Origin of the sequence: Kitasatospora sp. NPDC048365, assembly GCF_043200835.1 — a bacterium.
GTDB lineage: Bacteria > Actinomycetota > Actinomycetes > Streptomycetales > Streptomycetaceae > Kitasatospora > Kitasatospora terrestris.
Window position 1 is genome coordinate 24,002 of the sequence record NZ_JBICYJ010000014.1, and the last position, 15,634, is coordinate 39,635.

The following is a 15,634-nucleotide window of genomic DNA, read 5'->3' on the forward strand; positions in this document are numbered from 1 at the left end:
CGACCGACTGCCCGCCCTCTCGCGTCTTCCTCTTGCCTCTGCGCCTTGCCTCCGCGGCTCCTAGAGACCGTCGTGCTCGTCGCGACGGCGCTGCCACCGCTGTTCCATTCGGTCCATCACTCCGGCCTTGCGGCGCGGTGCCGAGGCTGGCCTCGGACCCGCTCCCGACCCGGCCGGGCCGCGCCGCCACGAGGCGACGGCGAGGACCGCGCAACCCAGCATCACCAGGAACCCGACCACGCTCACCCAGATGATCTGGGCGACCATGCCCCCCATCAGGAGAGCGATGCCCGCGACGAACCCCGCGACGGCCAGGTAGACCCGCCGACGGGTGTAGGTGCGCAGGCCGGTTCCCTCAAGCGCTGACGCGAACTTGGGATCTTCGGCGTACAGCGCTCGCTCCATCTGCTCGAGCAGTCGCTGCTCGTGCTCCGAGAGCGGCACGGAGTCCTCCTACTCGTCGGTCGCGGGGCGACCGGTCCGCCACCCCTGGCTCGGCCCTGTGTGGTCCATATGCCCCATGGGTCTGGGTGTCATGCTTACCGGCTTTACCCAGATCATACGGTCCAGCGCGCGAGTTCGGCGTGGTCAATCCAGCGTGGCTCGGGCCGCGTCCACCGCGGCCCGCACGCATCCCAACGCCGCAGGAGCGGAACTAGTGCCCGACTACGCGAGTTCCGCGAGCACGTGCAGCTGCGTCGCGACCGCGTGGAACGCGGGCAGCTCGGCCGCCGCCAGCTCCAGCCGCAGCAGCGCGTCGGTCGCGCCCGGCTCGGTGTCCACCAGCACCCCGGGCACCAGGTCGGCGAAGACCCGCACGCCGTGCACCGAGACCACCCGCAGTCCGGCGCCGGAGGCCAGCTCCGCGAGCTCGTCGCCGGTGAAGCGGCGCGGCATCGGGTCGCCGGTGCCCCAGCGGCCGTCGGGGCCGTCCAGCACGGCCTGCGCCTCGGTGAAGTGGCCCGCCAGAGCCCGGGCCAGCACGGCGCCGGTCCGGTTCGCCGCCAGCAGGCTGACCAGGCCGCCCTTGCGCAGCGCCCCGGTCAGGCTGCCCAGCGCCTCGGCCGGGTCGTCCACGACCTCCAGCACGCCGTGGCACAGCACCGCGTCCACCGACCCCGCCGGAACCACCTCCGGCAGGGTCTGGGTGTCGCCCTGGACCGCCCGCACCAGGTCGGTGACGCCGGCCTCGGCGGCCCGCCGCTCCAGCGCGAACAGCGCGTCCGGGCTCGGGTCCACCACGGTCACCCGGTGGCCCAGCTTGGCCACCGGGACGGCGAAGTTGCCGGTGCCGCCGCCGGTGTCCACCACGTCCAGGACCGGGCGCTCCAACTCCGCGGACCGCCGCTCCAGGGCCGCCCGCACCACCTCCCACACCACAGCGGTACGCAGGGCACTGCGGGGACGCGTCGGGTACAAGGCGGAGCTCCTCTGGCAAGCCGATTCAGCCGGACGGACACCACGCTACAACGCGCCGTGGCCGCCCCTTCGTCAGCGAGCCAGCAGCCGGTCCACGATGCGCAGGAACAGCGCCGTGTTGCGGATCAGGTCGTCCGCGTCCCGGGCGCTGGCCGAGCCCGCGATGCCGGCCTCCGCGGCCGCGCGGCGGCGGGCGCCCGCCGCGAAGTAGGCGGCCCACTCGGCGAGCTCGGGCGCGACCTCGGGCAGCAGCTCCCACGCGCTGCGGATCGCCTGCCGGCGCCGCGGGTTGCGCTCCGGGCGCCCCCGCACCGCCAGCACCGCGGCGGTGGTCCGCAGCGCGGCGAGGTGCGCGGTCGCGTAGCGCTCCAGCGGATCCTCGCAGCCGCGGGCCCGGATCAGCGTGCGGTGCGCCTGCCGCAGCAGGTCGACGGCGGCGGGTGGGGCCCCGGCCCGGCGCAGCACGGGATGGACGTCCGAACCGCGCTCCCGCGCGACGGGCAACGGCAGCGGGCCGGCGGGCGGCAGGTGGACGGGCAGTTGCGGGTCGTCGGGACGGTCTGCGGCGCTGCGGGCGGTGACGAACTCAGGACGGCTGACGTGCACGGTCTCCTCCGTTCCGAGGCGGGCGCCCGGACCGGACGGTCCGTGCCATTCCATCGTGAACGGTGGCACTGACACTCGAACCCGCCCTAACGCCGCGAGGGCGGCCCCCGTGTCCGCCGGAGTGTTCGCACACCCCGGACGTCCACGGCGGACCGCCCCGCACGTCGACCGGTGACGCTGCCGCACAGCGCACCGATTGCCCCCGGTTTCCCCCCGGTTTCCCCCGTACAGCCGGCCCCCTCGGCCCCCGCTCCGCCGCCCCGTGTCGGCGGTGCGCGGGCCCGTTCCGGCTGACAGCGCCCCGGCCGCTGCATCGGCCGCCGATCCCCCACAGGCGGCGGCCGGCACGGGGCGCCCCGGGTCGGCGGGGGCTTGTCGTCCCCGCCCTCCCGGTAACCCCAACTCTGCCCGTCCGCACTGGTCAGCGGGTATCCGCTCGGCTACTCAACCGGTGGACTGAGTACGGGTACTCAGGCCGCCCCCGCCGGTCGGCCGGGTACCCTGAACGGTCGGCCGTCGCGCATCACGGCGGCCGCGGAGAAGGGGGAACCAGGGGTTGAACGCCATCCCATTGATCTTCACCAGCGGCTGGGCCAGCGGCGTCAACGCCTACGCCGTGGTGCTGCTGCTCGGCCTGCTCGGCCGCTTCGGCGACGCCGGGTCGGTGCCGCCGGTGCTGGAGCGCACCGACGTGCTGGTCGCCGCCGGCGTGCTCTTCCTGTGCGAGGCGGTCTTCGACAAGATCCCGTACGTGGACTCGGTCTGGGACGCGATCCACACCGTGATCCGGCCGATCGCCGGTGCCACCGTCGGCGCGCTGCTCGCCTCGCACGACCCGGGCTCGCTCGGCGAGGTCGCCGCCGGAGCGGTCGGCGGCACCACCGCGCTGGTCAGCCACGGCATCAAGGCCTCGCTGCGGATGGCGATCAACACCTCGCCGGAGCCGGCCTCCAACATCGCGGTCAGCCTGCTGGAAGACCTCTCCGTGGCGGGCCTGGTGGTGCTGGCCGTCTTCCACCCGTGGATCGCCGCCACCGGCGCCGCGGTCCTGCTGGTGCTGGGCGGCCTGCTGGTCTGGTTCGCGGTCACCCGGATCCGCCGCTTCCTCCAGCGCCGCAGGGAGCGCCGGGCCGCCCGCGCCGGCGTGCCGGTCGCGGCTGGCTAGGATCGTTGGCCATGGCACGGATCGTCATCATCGGCGCAGGAATGAGCGGGCTCGCCGCCGCCTCGCGGCTGGGCACGCTCGGCCACCGGGTGACGGTCTGCGAGGCCTCGCCGACGTACGGCGGGATGGTGGGCCGGTACGAGCGCGACGGGTTCGCGTTCGACACCGGCCCGGGCCTGCTCGCGCTGCCCGCCGTCTACCGCGACCTCGCGCTGAAGACCGGCCGGGAGCCGCTGGAGGAGCTGGTCGAGCTGGCCCCGGTCGACCCGGAGAGCCGCCACCTGTTCCCCGACGGCACCGGGCTGCTGCTGCCCAACGCCTCCCGCGGCGGGGTCGGGCAGGCGCTGGACGCCGCCTTCGGCGCCGGCTCCGGCGGACGCTGGGGCGAGGTGGTCAACCGCGGCCGGGCGGTCTGGGAGGCCACCCGCCGACCCCTGCTGGAGGAGCCCCGCCCCGAGCGGCGGCCCGACGACCCGTACCCCGTGCCGCCCCGCCGGGGCTTCGGCCGCTGGCTGCCGCGCGGCCGGTACACCCTGGCCGACGTGGCCCGCCACGAGCTGGGCGGGCACCCGGGGCTGACCGCGCTGCTCACCGAGTACGCGCTGCGCCACGGTCTCGGCAGCGACAGCCCGGCCTCCGCGACCGTGCTGCCGTACATGGAGCAGACCTTCGGCGTCTGGTACGTCCGGGGCGGGATGCGGGCGCTGGCCGACGCGGTGTTCCGGCGCTGCGAGCAGCGCCGGGTGGAGTTCCGCTTCGACACCCCCGCCGAGCCGCTGGTCGAGGACGGCGCTCTCGTCGGGGTGCGCACCGCCGGGGGCGAGCGGATCCCCGCCGACATCGTGCTCAGCTCGGTGCCGTCCGGCTCGCGGGCGCTCGGCCGGTTCACCGTGCTGCTGGCACTGCGCGGCGCCCGGCCCGGGGGGACCGTCCACCGCACGGTGGTGCACGCCGCCGACCCGGAGCAGGAGTTCGACCGGCTGTTCCACCACGAGGACCTGCCGGAGCACCCGACCGTCCAGCTGCTGCGCCCGGACGACCCGGCGCTCGTCCCGGACGCGGACCACGAGTCGGCGACGCTCACCGTGACGGTGCCGAACGGCGGGGACCTCGACGAGATCGGACCCGACCGGGACGCGTACGCCGCGCACCTGCTGGACCACCTCGCGAAGGCCGGCGTGGACCTGCGCGACCGGGTGCTGTGGCACGAGACCCGGGTGACCGCGGAGGTACCGGAGCCGTCACTGGCCGGGGCGCCGCTCGCCGCCGACAACCGGACCGACGTACCCGGCCTCTACCGGATCGGCGGCACCGCCCACCCGGGCGGCGGGCTGCCCCGGGTCGGGATGTCCGCCTCGATCACCGCGGGGCTGATCGGCCCGGCGTGAGTCACACCTGCTGCTGGTAGTCCCAGTTCTGCTGCTGCGGCTGCGCCTGGGGCTGGGGCTGCGTCTGGTACCCGTAGCCCGGCTGCTGCGGGATGCCGGGGTACGCCTGCTGCTGGTCCCAGCCCTGCGGCTGGCCGCCGTAGGGGTCCTGGTACTGCTGTTGCTCTTGCTGTTGCTGCTGCTGCGCGTACGGGTCCTGGTACTGCTGCTGCGGGAAGGCGTACGCCTGCTGCTGCTGGTAGCCCTGCTGGTAGTAGCCCCACTGCTGCTGGTCGTACCCGGTCTGCGGGTAGTACGCCTGCTGCTGGTCGGGGTAGTAGCCGACCGCCGTCGGCTCCGCGGCGTACACGCCGTCGTCGGCGAGCTCCTGGTACTGCTCGTACGCGACGGGCTCGACGGCCACCGGCTCGTCCTCGATCGGGCCGACCTCCCCGACCACCGGGACGTCCTCCACCTCGTCGGCCGCCGCGACGGCACCGCCGGTCGCGGCCGCCAGCAGCGGCACCTTGGCGAGCGGACCGGGCAGGGCGCCGTCGGCACGGCGCAGCGACCAGCCGACCACGCGGCCGCGCTTCACGGAGAGGGTGACGAAGGTCTGACCGACGGCGAATCCGGCCGCGCCGGCCCCTATCACCAGCACGGAGCTCAGCTGCATGCCCGCGACCACCAGCAGGAAACCGCCGAGCGCGACCGCCCGCCAGACCAGCGGGGCGCGGTTCTGCAACAGCAGCTCGGCGATCAGCCAGAGCGCGACCACCGCCAACGCGCCGTCGAGCAGCAGGTTTCCGATGCCCATCCCGCTACCTCCAGATGCACGCGCCGCGGTTGCGGGCGACTGTACCGCCTCCGGGCGAACAGCACCGCATCCGTGGACGCCGGCCGCCGCCGTACGACCGCGGTCAGCGGCGGTGCAGACCCAGGTTCTGGTAGATCTCCAGGGTCGAGGTGGAGTGGTTGAGCGTGATGAAGTGCAGACCGGGCGCGCCCTCGGCCAGCAGCCGCTCGGCCATCGCGGTGGCGTGCTCGATGCCCACCGCGCGGACCGCCGCCGGGTCGTCGGCGACCGCCTCGAAGCGGCGCACCAGCTCCGGCGGGAAGTCCGAGCCGGACAGCTGCGGGAAGCGGACCAGCTGGCGGATGTTGGTGACCGGCATGATCTCCGGGATGATCGGCGTCTCGCAGCCCGCCGCGGACACCCGGTCCCGCAGCCGCAGGTAGTCCTCCGGCTCGAAGAACATCTGGGTGATCGCGTAGTCCGCGCCGGCCCGGCACTTGGCGACGAAGTGGCGGATGTCGTCGTCCCAGTTCTCCGAGCGCGGGTGCATCTGCGGGAAGGCCGCGACGCCCACGCAGAAGTCGCCGATGCCCTTGATCAGCTCGACCAGCTCGTACGCGTAGGTGACGCCCTCCGGGTGGCGGACCCACTCGCCCATCGGGTCGCCGGGCGGGTCGCCGCGCACGGCGAGGACGTTGCGCACGCCCTCGTCCGCGTACTGGCCGATGATGTTGCGCAGCTCGGCGATCGAGTGGTCGACGGCGGTGAGGTGCGCGACCGGGGTCAGCGTGGTCTCGGTGGCGATCCGGCCGACCAGGTTGACCGTGCGGCCGCGCGAGGAGCCGCCGGCGCCGTACGTCATGCAGACGAAGTTCGGGTCGAGCGCCTCGACCCGGCGGATCGCGTCCCAGAGCTTGCGCTCGGCCTCCTCGCTGCGCGGAGGCATGAACTCGAACGAGAAGGAGCGGTCGCCTGCCGCCAGCAGATCACGCACGGTCTGTGCGCGATCGCTTCTGGTGGAGGGAATGCCGAGTGCCATGCTGGCAGGTTATCCGTGGGTGAAGGGGGGCGAACAAACGCGTTCCACGGGGTGAGACAGCTGCCGAGACGGCGGGCGGGGGCGGCGAGGGCGCGATTCCGGGACGGCGGGCCCGCCCGGTTAGTCTGACTGTCAGCCGATAGATACCGGAGTCCCGCGTGCCCTCGCCCACCAGCCTGACCGCCAACCCCGTCGACGCGGAGGCCGTCCGCGAGCGGGTCAACGCCGCGCTCGCCGCGTTCATGGACGACCGGCAGGCACTGCTCTCCACCATCTCCCCCCAGCTCGGCCCGGTCGCCGACGCCCTGCGCGACTTCCTGCTCGACGGCGGCAAGCGGCTGCGGCCCGCCTTCTGCTACTGGGGCTGGCGGGCGGCCGGCGGCCCCGAGCGGAGCGCGGGCATCGAGCGGGCCGCGGCGGCCCTCGAACTGCTGCAGGCCAGCGCGCTCGTCCACGACGACCTGATGGACCGCAGCGACACCCGCCGCGGCCTGCCGTCCGTCCACCGCCGCTTCGAGGCGATGCACCGCGACAGCGGCTGGCGCGGCGACCGCGAGCAGTACGGCGCCTCCGCGGCGGTGCTGCTCGGCGACCTGCTGCTGATCTGGTGCGACGAACTGTTCCAGGCCTGCGGGCTGGACGACGCCGCCGTCAGGGCCGGAAAGCCGATGTTCGACCTGATGCGCACCGAGGTGATGCTCGGGCAGTACCTCGACGTGCTGGAGCCGGTGGCCGGCGACTCCACGGACGCCGGGTCGCTGGAGCGCACCCGGACCGTACTGCACTACAAGTCGGCGAAGTACACGGTGGAGCGGCCGCTGCAGGTCGGCGCGCTGCTCGCCGGCGGGTCGGCGGAGCTGATCGACGCGCTCGGGGCGTTCGGCCTGCCACTCGGGGAGGCGTTCCAGCTGCGGGACGACCTGCTCGGCGTGTTCGGCGACCCGTCCGTGACCGGGAAGCCCGCCGGCGACGACCTGCGCGAGGGGAAGCGGACGCTGCTGATCGCGCACGCGATGCGAGGCCTGCCGGCCGGGGACGCCGCGTACCTGGACGCCCAGCTCGGCGTCGCGGAGGACGTCGACGGGATGCGGGCCCTGATCGAGAAGAGCGGCGCGGCCGACCTCGTCGAGCACCGCATCGACGAACTGATGGACCAGTCGCTCGCCGCACTCGACGCCGCCCCCCTCGCCGACGGCCCCGCCCGCGCCACCCTCCGGGCCCTCGCCGAGGCAGCAACCGCACGCAAGTACTGAGACCCGTCAGGGGCTCGGTTCCCCGAGCCCCTGATTACCGAAGCCTGCGCACGAACTCCGCGGCTGCCGCCGCCGGGTCGTCGGCCTGGGTCAGGGCGCGGACGACGACCACGCGGGTGGCGCCGGCGGCGAGGACCTGGTCGAGGTTGGTGAGGTCGATGCCGCCGATGGCGAACCAGGGGCGGTCGGTGACCGCCTTCGCGGCGTAGGCCACCAGGTCGAGGCCGGGTGCGTGCCGGCCGGGCTTGGTGGGGGTGGGCCAGACGGGCCCGGTGCAGAAGTAGTCGATGCCGGGTTCGACGATCGCGGTGTCGACCTCGGACTCGGCGTGGCAGGAGCGGCCGATCACCACGTCCTCGCCGAGGATCGCGCGGGCGGCGGGCACCGGCAGGTCGTCCTGCCCGAGGTGCAGCACGTGCGGCTTCGCGGCGTGGGCGACGTCCGCCCGGTCGTTGACCGAGAAGAGCTTGCCGTGCCGGCGGGCGGCGTCGGCGAGGATCTCCAGGTGCTCCAGCTCCTGCTTGGCCTCCAGGCCCTTGTCGCGGAGCTGCACGATGTCCACGCCGCCGCGGTAGACCGCGTCGACGAACTCGGCGAAGTCGCCGCGCTCGCGGCGGGCGTCGGTGCAGAGGTAGAGCCGGGCGTCGGCGAGCGCGGCCCGCGGGGAGGGCGCGGTCACAGGGACATGGCCTGGGCGCGGCGCTTGACCTCGGTACCGCGGTTCTCGCGCAGCGCCTGGATCGGGGTGCCGGGCAGCGACGGGTCCTCGGTGAACAGCCACTCGAGGATCTCCTCGTCGGTGAACCTGCCGTCGCGCAGCACGGTCAGGGTGCCGACCAGGTGCTTGACCGGGCCGTCGGCGTCGATGAAGTCCGCCGGGACCTGAAGCGACTTGTTCTCGCCGCGCCGGACGGCCAACAGGGTGCCGGACTTCACCATCTCCCGGACCTGGGTGACCACGACACCCCACTGTTCGGAGATGTCGGGGAGGTACATCCACGCGGGGACCAGGGCGTCAATCTTGGGATCGATCTCACTCACGGGACCCAGCCTACCCACGTGGAGCCCGTCAACCGGCCGTGGCCGCCTTGAGCTGCACGCCCGGGTCGGCGGCGAGCGCCCGGTCGAGGACCGCGCCGCGGTCGATCAGCCTGCGGGCCTGGTTGAGGTCGCGCGGCCGGTCGACGGCCAGCATCCCGACCAGCGCGCCGCCGCGCAGCCACAGCACCGCCCAGGCGGGGTCGGCCGCCGAGCCGCGCCAGAGCAGTTCGTCGGCGTCCGCGTGCCGCCCGGCGTACTGCACCATCCGCCCGAACTGCTCGGACCAGAAGTACGGCACCGGGTCGTACGGGGCGTCGGAGCCCAGCAGCGAGGCGGCGACCGCGCCGCCGGACTGCAGCGCGTGGTCCCAGTGCTGCACGCCGAGCCGGGTGGCGGACCGCGCCGACGGGTACGCGACGCAGTCGCCGGCCGCCCAGACGCCGTCCACCGAGGTGCGCAGCCGCTCGTCGACCAGGATCGCGCCGCCGGCGTCGAGTTCGACGCCGCTGCCGGCGAGCCAGCCGGTGGCGGGGCGGGCGCCGATGCCGACGACCACCTCGTCGGCGGCCAGCCGGGTGCCGTCGGTGAGCAGCACCGCGCCGGGTTCGACGGACGCGACGCCGACCCCGCAGCGCAGTTCGGCCCCGGCGGCGGCGTACCAGTCGGCCATCAGCGCGCCGAGTTCGGCGGGCAGCGCGCCGGGCAGCGGTGCCGGGCCGGCCTCGACCACGGTGACCTCGCAGCCGAGCTGCCGGGCGACGGTCGCCGTCTCGGCGCCGATCCAGCCCGCGCCGACGAGCACGATCCGGCGGCCGGGGGTGAGCAGGGCGCGCAGGGCGAGCGCGTCGTCGACGGTCCGCAGGATGTGCGTCCCGGTGGCGCCGGGCAAGTCGCGGGCCTCGGCGCCGGTGGCGATCACCAGGCCGTCGTAGGGGACGTCCCCGGCGTCGGTGCGCAGCACGCCCGGGTCCAGGCCGACCGCCCGGCGGTCGGTGAGCAGCTCGATGCCGAGGTGCTCCCAGTCGATGTCGAAGGTGGTGGCGTCGGCCTTGCCGAGCAGCACGTCCTTGGAGAGCGGCGGCCGGTCGTAGGGGCGGTGCGGTTCGTCCCCGACCAGGGAGATCCGGCCCTGCCAGCCGCCCTGCCGCAGGCCGAGCGCGGCCTGCGCGCCCGCCATTCCGGCGCCGACGACGACCACCCTGTCCGTTCGGTTCAGCTCTGCCACGCCGCTCACCCTACCGAGCCGGTGTCCACCCCTCGTACGCGCCTTCAGCACGCCCTCGGCCCGGCGTTATGGTGGGAGCCACAACTCCACGGGAGCCCGGTGCACCGGGCTGAGAGGCGGGCTGGAGCGGCCCGCGACCGTCCGAACCTGATCCGGGTCATACCGGCGAAGGGAGCTGAAGAGCCTTGGCACGGACCGACACCGACGTCCTGGTGGTCGGCGGCGGCATCATCGGCCTCGCGGTCGCGTGGCGCACCGCGCAGCGCGGCCTCGCCGTCACCGTGGTCGACCCGCACCCGGGCGGCGGCGCCGCACAGGTCGCGGCGGGCATGCTGGCCCCGGTCACCGAGCTGCAGTACGGCGAGGAGCCGCTGCTGCACCTGGGCATGGCGTCCAACGCCCGGTACGCCGACTTCGCCGCCGAGCTGACCGCGCTGACCGGCGTGGACACCGGCTACCGGCGGACCGGCACGCTGGCCGTCGCGCTCGACGCGGACGACCGCGAGGAGCTGCGCGAGCTGCACGCCTTCCACCAGCGGCTGGGCCTGGACTCGCACTGGCTGACCGGCCGCGAGTGCCGGAAGCTGGAGCCGATGCTCGCCCCCGGCGTCCGGGGCGGCCTGCACGTCAAGGACGACCACCAGGTGGACGGCCGCCGGCTGGCCCGCGCCCTGGTGGCGGCCTGCGAGCGGACGGGCGTGCGGCTGCTGGCCGCCGAGGCCGCCGAGCTGCTGGTCGACGGCGGCCGGGCGACCGGCGTCCGGCTGGCCGACGGCGGCGCCGTGCACGCGGCGCAGCTGGTGCTCGCGGCCGGCTCCCGCAGCCACCTGCTGCCCGGCCTGCCGGACGGGGTGCTGCCGGCGATCCGCCCGGTCAAGGGCCAGGTGCTGCGGCTGCGCATCCCGGAGATGTACGCGCCGTTCCTGTCCCGCAACGTCCGGGCGGTGGTGCGCGGGCAGCACATCTACCTGGTGCCGCGCGCCGACGGCGAGCTGGTGATCGGCGCGACCAGCGAGGAGCAGGGGTACGACACCCAGGTGACCGCCGGCGGGGTGTACGAGCTGCTCCGCGACGCCCACGAACTGGTGCCGGGCATCACCGAGTTGCCGCTCGCCGAGACCAACGCGGGCCTGCGGCCCGGCTCCCCCGACAACGCGCCGCTGCTCGGCCCGACCGCGCTGCCCGGCCTGGCCGCCGCCACCGGCCACTACCGCAACGGGGTGCTGCTCACCCCGGCCACCGGCGACCTGCTCGCCGACTACCTGGCCACCGGCACCGTCCCCGACCTGGCCGCCGCCTTCTCCCCCGACCGCTTCTCAAAGGCCCTGGCATGAACGAGATCTCACTGACCGTCAACGGCGAACGGCGCACGCTGTCCGCCGCGGCCACCCTCGCCGAGGTGGTGGCCGAACTGAGCGGCGCCAACACCGGGGTGGCGGCGGCGCTCAACGAGGCCGTGGTGCCCCGCGGTTCGTGGCCGGCCACGGCGCTGGCCGAGGGCGACCGGATCGAGATCCTGACCGCAGTCCAGGGAGGCTGACCCCGATGGCCGACGACCTTCTCACCATCGCCGACACCACCTTCGCCTCCCGGCTGATCATGGGCACCGGCGGCGCCCCCAGCCTGGAGGTGCTGGAGCAGGCCCTGCAGGTGTCCGGGACGGAGCTGACCACCGTGGCGATGCGCCGGGTGAACGCCTCCACCCAGGGCTCGGTCCTGGACGTGCTGTCCCGCAACGCGATCCGGGTGCTGCCGAACACGGCCGGCTGCTACACCGCCGGCGAGGCGGTGCTGACCGCCCGCCTCGCCCGCGAGGCGCTGGGCACGGACTGGGTCAAGCTGGAGGTGATCGCCGACGAGCGCACCCTGCTGCCCGACCCGATCGAGCTGCTCGACGCCGCCGAGACCCTGGTCGACGACGGCTTCACGGTCCTCCCGTACACCAACGACGACCCGGTGCTGGCCCGCAAGCTGGAGGACGTCGGCTGTGCGGCGATCATGCCGCTGGGCTCGCCGATCGGCTCGGGCCTGGGCATCCGCAACCCGCACAACTTCCAGCTGATCGTCGAGGCCGCGGGCGTCCCGGTGATCCTGGACGCGGGCGCCGGCACCGCCTCCGACGTGGCCCTCGCCATGGAGCTCGGCTGCTCCGCCGTGATGCTGGCGTCCGCCGTCACCCGCGCCCAGGAGCCGGTGCTGATGGCCGACGCGATGCGCCGCGCCGTCGAGGCGGGCCGCCTCGCCCACCGCGCCGGCCGCATCCCCCGCCGCTTCCACGCCGAGGCCTCCTCCACCATGGCCGGCCGCGCCGACCTCGACACCAGGGAACGCCCGGCCTTCTAGCCCTAGACTCCTCAGGTGGACATGACCGTGGACGACCCGCTGATCGGTGCGCTGCTGGACGGGCGGTACCGGGTGGAGCAGCGCATCGCCGTGGGCGGCATGTCCACCGTGTACCGGGGCACCGACCTGCGGCTGGACCGCGTGGTGGCGCTCAAGGTGATGCACCCCTCGCTGGCCGGCGACCCGGGCTTCACCGAGCGGTTCATCCGCGAGGCGAAGGCCGTCGCCCGGCTCGCCCACCCGAACGTGGTCAACGTCCTCGACCAGGGCGCGGACGGCCGGGCGGTGTTCATGGCCATGGAGTTCGTGCCGGGCCGCACCCTGCGCGACGTGCTGATCGACCGGGGCGCGCTGTCGGTGCGGGCCGCGCTGGACGTCGTGGAGCCGGTGCTGGCCGCGCTCGGCGCCGCGCACCGCGCGGGCCTGGTGCACCGGGACGTGAAGCCGGAGAACGTGCTGATCACCGACGGCGGCCTGGTGAAGGTCGCCGACTTCGGCCTGGTCCGGCTGCTGTCGGGCGCCGACACCTCGGTGACCTCCAGCACCGGCCCGCTGCTCGGCTCCGTCTCGTACCTGGCCCCGGAGCAGATCAGCCAGGACGCCCCGACCGACCAGCGGGTGGACGTCTACGCGTCCGGCATCCTGCTGTACGAGACGCTGACCGGCGCCAAGCCGCACACCGGGGAGAACCCGGCCCAGGTGATGTACCGGCACCTGCACGAGGACGTCCCGCCGCCGTCGGCGACCGCGCCCGCGGTCGGCCCGGAGCTGGACGCGATAGTGGCCGCCGCGACGGCCCGCGACCCGCAGGCCCGGCCGTGGGACGCGGTGGAGCTGCTGGCGGCCCTGCAGCGGGCCCGCCGGGCGCTCTCCCCCGCGCAGCTGGACGCCGAGCCGCCCGCCTCCACCCGGCCGAGCCCGCAGTTCCCGACCGGCGAGGCGACCGCCGTGGTCGACCGCCCGGTGGAGCGCACCAGCGTCCTCGACCTCCCGCCGGACCTGCTGCCGCCGCCCCGCCCGGTGCAGGACCCGCTGCCCCCGCGGGCCGGGCGCCGCGCCCCGGGCCGCTCGCGCAAGCCGCTGATCTGGTCGGCGATCGGGCTGGCCGTGCTGCTGCTGATCGGCGGCGTGACGTACACGCTCTCCAGCGCGGTGTACGCGACGGTGCCGAGCGTGCTGGGGCAGTCCCGGCAGCAGGCGGTGGCGACGCTGGACGGGCGGGACCTGCAGGGCGCGTTCAGCGAGCAGTTCAGCGAGACGGTGCCGGCCGGCCAGGTGATCTCCACCGATCCCGGGATCGGCGCGCGGGTCCGCAAGAGCGACACCGTCCGGGTGGTGCTGTCCAAGGGCCCGGAGCAGGTGGCCGTCCCGCTGCTGGCCGGGCGGACGCTGGCCGACGCACGGAAGGCGCTGGGCGACGCCCGGCTGGCCCCGGGCACGGTCACCGAGGTGTTCGACGACACCGTCCCCAAGGGCTCGGTGATCTCCTCCGCCCCCGCCGCCGGCGGGCAGCTCCGCCCGAACAGCCCGGTCGCGCTGACGGTCTCCAAGGGCCAGACACCGGTCCCGAACGTGGTCGGGATGACCAAGGACCAGGCCACCAAGGCGCTCACCGACGCCGGGTTCCGGGTGGAGACCTCGGGCCTCAACCTGTTCGGCACCGGGAAGGTCGTCGCGCAGACCCCGTCGGCCGGCCAGACGCGCCCGCAGACCGCGGTGGTCACCATCACCTTCGGGCTGTTCTAGCCGGGCTACCGCAGCGGGCCGTCGCCCGGCTCCTCCTGGTAGGAGTAGCGCTGCTCGGACCAGGGGTCGGCGAGGTTGTGGTAGCCGCGCTCCTCCCAGAAGCCGCGCCGGTCGGCCCGCATGTACTCGACCGCGCGGACCCACTTGGGGCCCTTCCAGGCGTACAGGTGCGGCACCACCAGGCGGACCGGGAAGCCGTGCTCCAGGGTGAGCGGTTCGCCGTTGTGGTGGGTGGCGAAGACGGTCGACGGGTCGGCGAAGTCGGCGAGCCGGAGGTTGGCGCTGTAGCCGTACTCGGCCCAGACCATCACGTGGGTGACCTCGGGCGCGGGCGGCACCAGGTCGAGGACGGTCTTGGCGGCCACCCCGCTCCACTCGTTGCCGAGCATCGAGAAGCGGGTCACGCAGTGGAAGTCGCCGCGCACGGTGACCCGGGGCAGGGCGTGGAAGGCGGGGAAGTCCCAGACCGCCTTCTCGGCGTCGACGGTGGCGCCGAACACCTGGAAGTCCCAGCTCTGCGGCTTGAAGCGGGGCACCGGCCCGTAGTGCAGCACCGGCCATCCGCGCTGGAGACGCTGGCCCGGAGGGAGCCTCGGGTCAGACGGCTGAGGCTGTTCCTGTTCGTGCTGACCCATGTCTCCATGGTGACAGACGGCGGGCGCCGCGCAGCGCGCGCCCCTCGCGCGCACCCGGAAATCCCTTGAGGAATCCCTTAATCGGACAATCCGACACATGTACGGGTAAGTGTGAACTTACTGGAAGTCACCGCCCGACCGGTGCAACGATTCCCCCAAGCGACGCAACGGCAGGAAGGCACCCCATGCAGGGCGACCCCGAGGTCATCGAGTTCCTCAACGAGCAGCTCACCGCCGAGCTCACGGCCATCAACCAGTACTTCCTGCACGCGAAGATGCAGGAGAACTTCGGCTGGACCAAGCTCGCCAAGTACACCCGGCACGAGTCCTTCGACGAGATGAAGCACGCCGAGACGCTGACCGACCGGATCCTGTTCCTGGACGGCCTGCCCAACTACCAGCGGCTGTTCCACGTCCGGATCGGGCAGACGGTCAAGGAGATGTTCGAGGCGGACCGACAGATCGAGGTCGAGGCGATCGACCGGCTGAAGCGGGGCATCGTGGTCATGCGCGCCAAGAACGACGTGACGTCGGCCAACATCTTCGAGGCCATCCTCGAGGACGAGGAGCACCACATCGACTACCTGGACACCCAGCTGGAACTGCTGGAGAAGCTCGGCGAGGCGCTCTACCTGGCGCAGCTCATCGAGCAGCCCGAGTCCTGATCCGGGTCACTACGCCGCCTGTGCTTCCTCCGGCTCAGCCAGCCCGAGTTTGGCGGCCAGCCGAGCCGTGGGACAAGGGCGGGCGCCGTGCTCCCCGAGCAGCGCCTGGATCCGTCGCACGCACGACCCGCAGTCGGTGCCGGCCTTGCAGCCCTTGGCTATCTGGCGCGGGGTGACGGCGCCGCCGTCGATCTCGCGCTTGACCTGCTCCTCGGTGACCGCATGGCACATGCAGACGAACATCGCGGCCGCTCCCGGGGGTCGTGCGGGTTTACTGAGCCTTACCTTACCCGCCTGTACACGCAGCGAAAAGGCCCCTCCGCCAACCGGCGGA

Annotated in this window: 18 protein-coding genes and 1 riboswitch; of the genes, 8 read left to right on the forward strand and 10 right to left on the reverse strand. The window is 73.9% G+C overall.

All coding sequences use genetic code 11. The features are described 5' to 3' along the window. Positions 1-60: 60 nt before the first annotated feature. The 3 genes from ACGFX4_RS16545 to ACGFX4_RS16555 all read right to left on the reverse strand — a co-directional run bounded on the left by ACGFX4_RS16545 (position 61) and on the right by ACGFX4_RS16555 (position 1,947). Positions 61-444 (reverse strand): DUF3040 domain-containing protein, encoded by a 384-nt coding sequence (locus ACGFX4_RS16545; RefSeq protein WP_345696628.1) that lies wholly within the window; start codon positions 442-444, stop codon positions 61-63. A 222-nt stretch (positions 445-666) separates the two neighbouring features. Beyond that, positions 667-1,419, reverse strand: a complete 753-nt coding sequence (locus ACGFX4_RS16550; RefSeq protein WP_393074174.1) for a methyltransferase domain-containing protein — start codon at positions 1,417-1,419, stop codon at positions 667-669. A 72-nt stretch (positions 1,420-1,491) separates the two neighbouring features. Further along, on the reverse strand, positions 1,492-1,947 hold the full coding sequence (locus ACGFX4_RS16555; RefSeq protein ID WP_393074485.1) for an SAV_6107 family HEPN domain-containing protein: 456 nt from the start codon (positions 1,945-1,947) through the stop codon (positions 1,492-1,494). A 634-nt stretch (positions 1,948-2,581) separates the two neighbouring features. On the opposite strand from ACGFX4_RS16555, the gene ACGFX4_RS16560 reads away from it, so the two are divergent. After that, the gene (locus tag ACGFX4_RS16560; RefSeq protein ID WP_393074176.1) at positions 2,582-3,190 is read left to right on the forward strand and encodes a DUF4126 domain-containing protein; all 609 of its coding nucleotides are present in this window, start codon (positions 2,582-2,584) and stop codon (positions 3,188-3,190) included. An 11-nt stretch (positions 3,191-3,201) separates the two neighbouring features. Then, positions 3,202-4,578, forward strand: a complete 1,377-nt coding sequence (locus ACGFX4_RS16565; protein ID WP_393074179.1) for a phytoene desaturase family protein — start codon at positions 3,202-3,204, stop codon at positions 4,576-4,578. Between the two features lies 1 nt (position 4,579). On the opposite strand, the gene ACGFX4_RS16570 is transcribed toward ACGFX4_RS16565, so the two are convergent. Then, complete coding sequence (locus ACGFX4_RS16570; RefSeq protein ID WP_393074181.1) at positions 4,580-5,374, reverse strand: hypothetical protein; 795 nt, start codon at positions 5,372-5,374, stop codon at positions 4,580-4,582. Between the two features lie 103 nt (positions 5,375-5,477). After that, positions 5,478-6,392 (reverse strand): methylenetetrahydrofolate reductase [NAD(P)H], encoded by a 915-nt coding sequence (gene metF, locus ACGFX4_RS16575; RefSeq protein WP_393074184.1) that lies wholly within the window; start codon positions 6,390-6,392, stop codon positions 5,478-5,480. Positions 6,393-6,550: 158 nt separating this feature from the next. On the opposite strand from metF, the gene ACGFX4_RS16580 reads away from it, so the two are divergent. Then, positions 6,551-7,645: a polyprenyl synthetase family protein gene (locus tag ACGFX4_RS16580; RefSeq protein ID WP_393074187.1), complete on the forward strand. Its 1,095-nt coding sequence runs from the start codon at positions 6,551-6,553 to the stop codon at positions 7,643-7,645. Between the two features lie 34 nt (positions 7,646-7,679). On the opposite strand, the gene thiE is transcribed toward ACGFX4_RS16580, so the two are convergent. Genes thiE through ACGFX4_RS16595 form a run of 3 tightly spaced genes read right to left on the reverse strand, consistent with a single transcriptional unit; the run spans position 7,680 to position 9,920 of the window. Beyond that, positions 7,680-8,324 (reverse strand): thiamine phosphate synthase, encoded by a 645-nt coding sequence (thiE, locus tag ACGFX4_RS16585; protein ID WP_393074190.1) that lies wholly within the window; start codon positions 8,322-8,324, stop codon positions 7,680-7,682. Next, entirely contained in the window at positions 8,321-8,686 is a 366-nt protein-coding gene (locus ACGFX4_RS16590; protein ID WP_393074193.1) for an Rv2175c family DNA-binding protein, read from the reverse strand. Before ACGFX4_RS16590 ends, thiE begins: the two co-directional genes overlap by 4 nt. A gap of 28 nt (positions 8,687-8,714) precedes the next feature. Further along, entirely contained in the window at positions 8,715-9,920 is a 1,206-nt protein-coding gene (locus ACGFX4_RS16595) for an NAD(P)/FAD-dependent oxidoreductase (RefSeq protein ID WP_393074195.1), read from the reverse strand. Between the two features lie 69 nt (positions 9,921-9,989). Next, positions 9,990-10,102, forward strand: a riboswitch (TPP riboswitch). On the opposite strand from ACGFX4_RS16595, the gene thiO reads away from it, so the two are divergent. The 4 genes from thiO to pknB all read left to right on the forward strand — a co-directional run bounded on the left by thiO (position 10,097) and on the right by pknB (position 14,000). Beyond that, a complete protein-coding gene (gene thiO, locus ACGFX4_RS16600) occupies positions 10,097-11,245 on the forward strand; it encodes a glycine oxidase ThiO (RefSeq protein ID WP_393074197.1) in 1,149 nt (382 codons plus the stop codon). It overlaps the preceding riboswitch by 6 nt. Then, complete coding sequence (gene thiS, locus ACGFX4_RS16605) at positions 11,242-11,451, forward strand: sulfur carrier protein ThiS (protein ID WP_345696639.1); 210 nt, start codon at positions 11,242-11,244, stop codon at positions 11,449-11,451. The genes thiO and thiS overlap by 4 nt, the downstream gene beginning before the upstream one ends. A 5-nt stretch (positions 11,452-11,456) precedes the next feature. After that, positions 11,457-12,254 (forward strand): thiazole synthase, encoded by a 798-nt coding sequence (locus tag ACGFX4_RS16610; protein ID WP_393074201.1) that lies wholly within the window; start codon positions 11,457-11,459, stop codon positions 12,252-12,254. 21 nt (positions 12,255-12,275) lie between these two features. Next, entirely contained in the window at positions 12,276-14,000 is a 1,725-nt protein-coding gene (gene pknB / locus ACGFX4_RS16615; RefSeq protein ID WP_393074487.1) for a Stk1 family PASTA domain-containing Ser/Thr kinase, read from the forward strand. 5 nt (positions 14,001-14,005) lie between these two features. On the opposite strand, the gene ACGFX4_RS16620 is transcribed toward pknB, so the two are convergent. Next, positions 14,006-14,635: a sulfite oxidase-like oxidoreductase gene (locus ACGFX4_RS16620; RefSeq protein WP_345696641.1), complete on the reverse strand. Its 630-nt coding sequence runs from the start codon at positions 14,633-14,635 to the stop codon at positions 14,006-14,008. 185 nt (positions 14,636-14,820) lie between these two features. Here ACGFX4_RS16620 and bfr point away from each other — a divergent pair, with 185 nt between their 5' ends. After that, entirely contained in the window at positions 14,821-15,300 is a 480-nt protein-coding gene (gene bfr / locus ACGFX4_RS16625) for a bacterioferritin (RefSeq protein WP_345696642.1), read from the forward strand. A gap of 9 nt (positions 15,301-15,309) precedes the next feature. Here the strand turns inward: bfr and ACGFX4_RS16630 are convergent, their stop codons facing one another. After that, positions 15,310-15,543 (reverse strand): bacterioferritin-associated ferredoxin, encoded by a 234-nt coding sequence (locus tag ACGFX4_RS16630; RefSeq protein ID WP_393074204.1) that lies wholly within the window; start codon positions 15,541-15,543, stop codon positions 15,310-15,312. Between the last annotated feature and the right edge of the window lie 91 nt (positions 15,544-15,634).

Bases quoted from the DNA above. Each gene is read 5' to 3' on its own strand.
- ACGFX4_RS16630 (WP_393074204.1), bottom strand. From the start codon at position 15,543: ATGTTCGTCTGCATGTGCCATGCGGTCACCGAGGAGCAGGTCAAGCGC.
- ACGFX4_RS16570 (WP_393074181.1), bottom strand. From the start codon at position 5,374: ATGGGCATCGGAAACCTGCTGCTCGACGGCGCGTTGGCGGTGGTCGCG.
- ACGFX4_RS16565 (WP_393074179.1), top strand. From the start codon at position 3,202: ATGGCACGGATCGTCATCATCGGCGCAGGAATGAGCGGGCTCGCCGCC.
- metF (WP_393074184.1), bottom strand. From the start codon at position 6,392: ATGGCACTCGGCATTCCCTCCACCAGAAGCGATCGCGCACAGACCGTG.
- thiS (WP_345696639.1), top strand. From the start codon at position 11,242: ATGAACGAGATCTCACTGACCGTCAACGGCGAACGGCGCACGCTGTCC.
- bfr (WP_345696642.1), top strand. From the start codon at position 14,821: ATGCAGGGCGACCCCGAGGTCATCGAGTTCCTCAACGAGCAGCTCACC.
- ACGFX4_RS16620 (WP_345696641.1), bottom strand. From the start codon at position 14,635: ATGGGTCAGCACGAACAGGAACAGCCTCAGCCGTCTGACCCGAGGCTC.
- pknB (WP_393074487.1), top strand. From the start codon at position 12,276: ATGACCGTGGACGACCCGCTGATCGGTGCGCTGCTGGACGGGCGGTAC.
- ACGFX4_RS16610 (WP_393074201.1), top strand. From the start codon at position 11,457: ATGGCCGACGACCTTCTCACCATCGCCGACACCACCTTCGCCTCCCGG.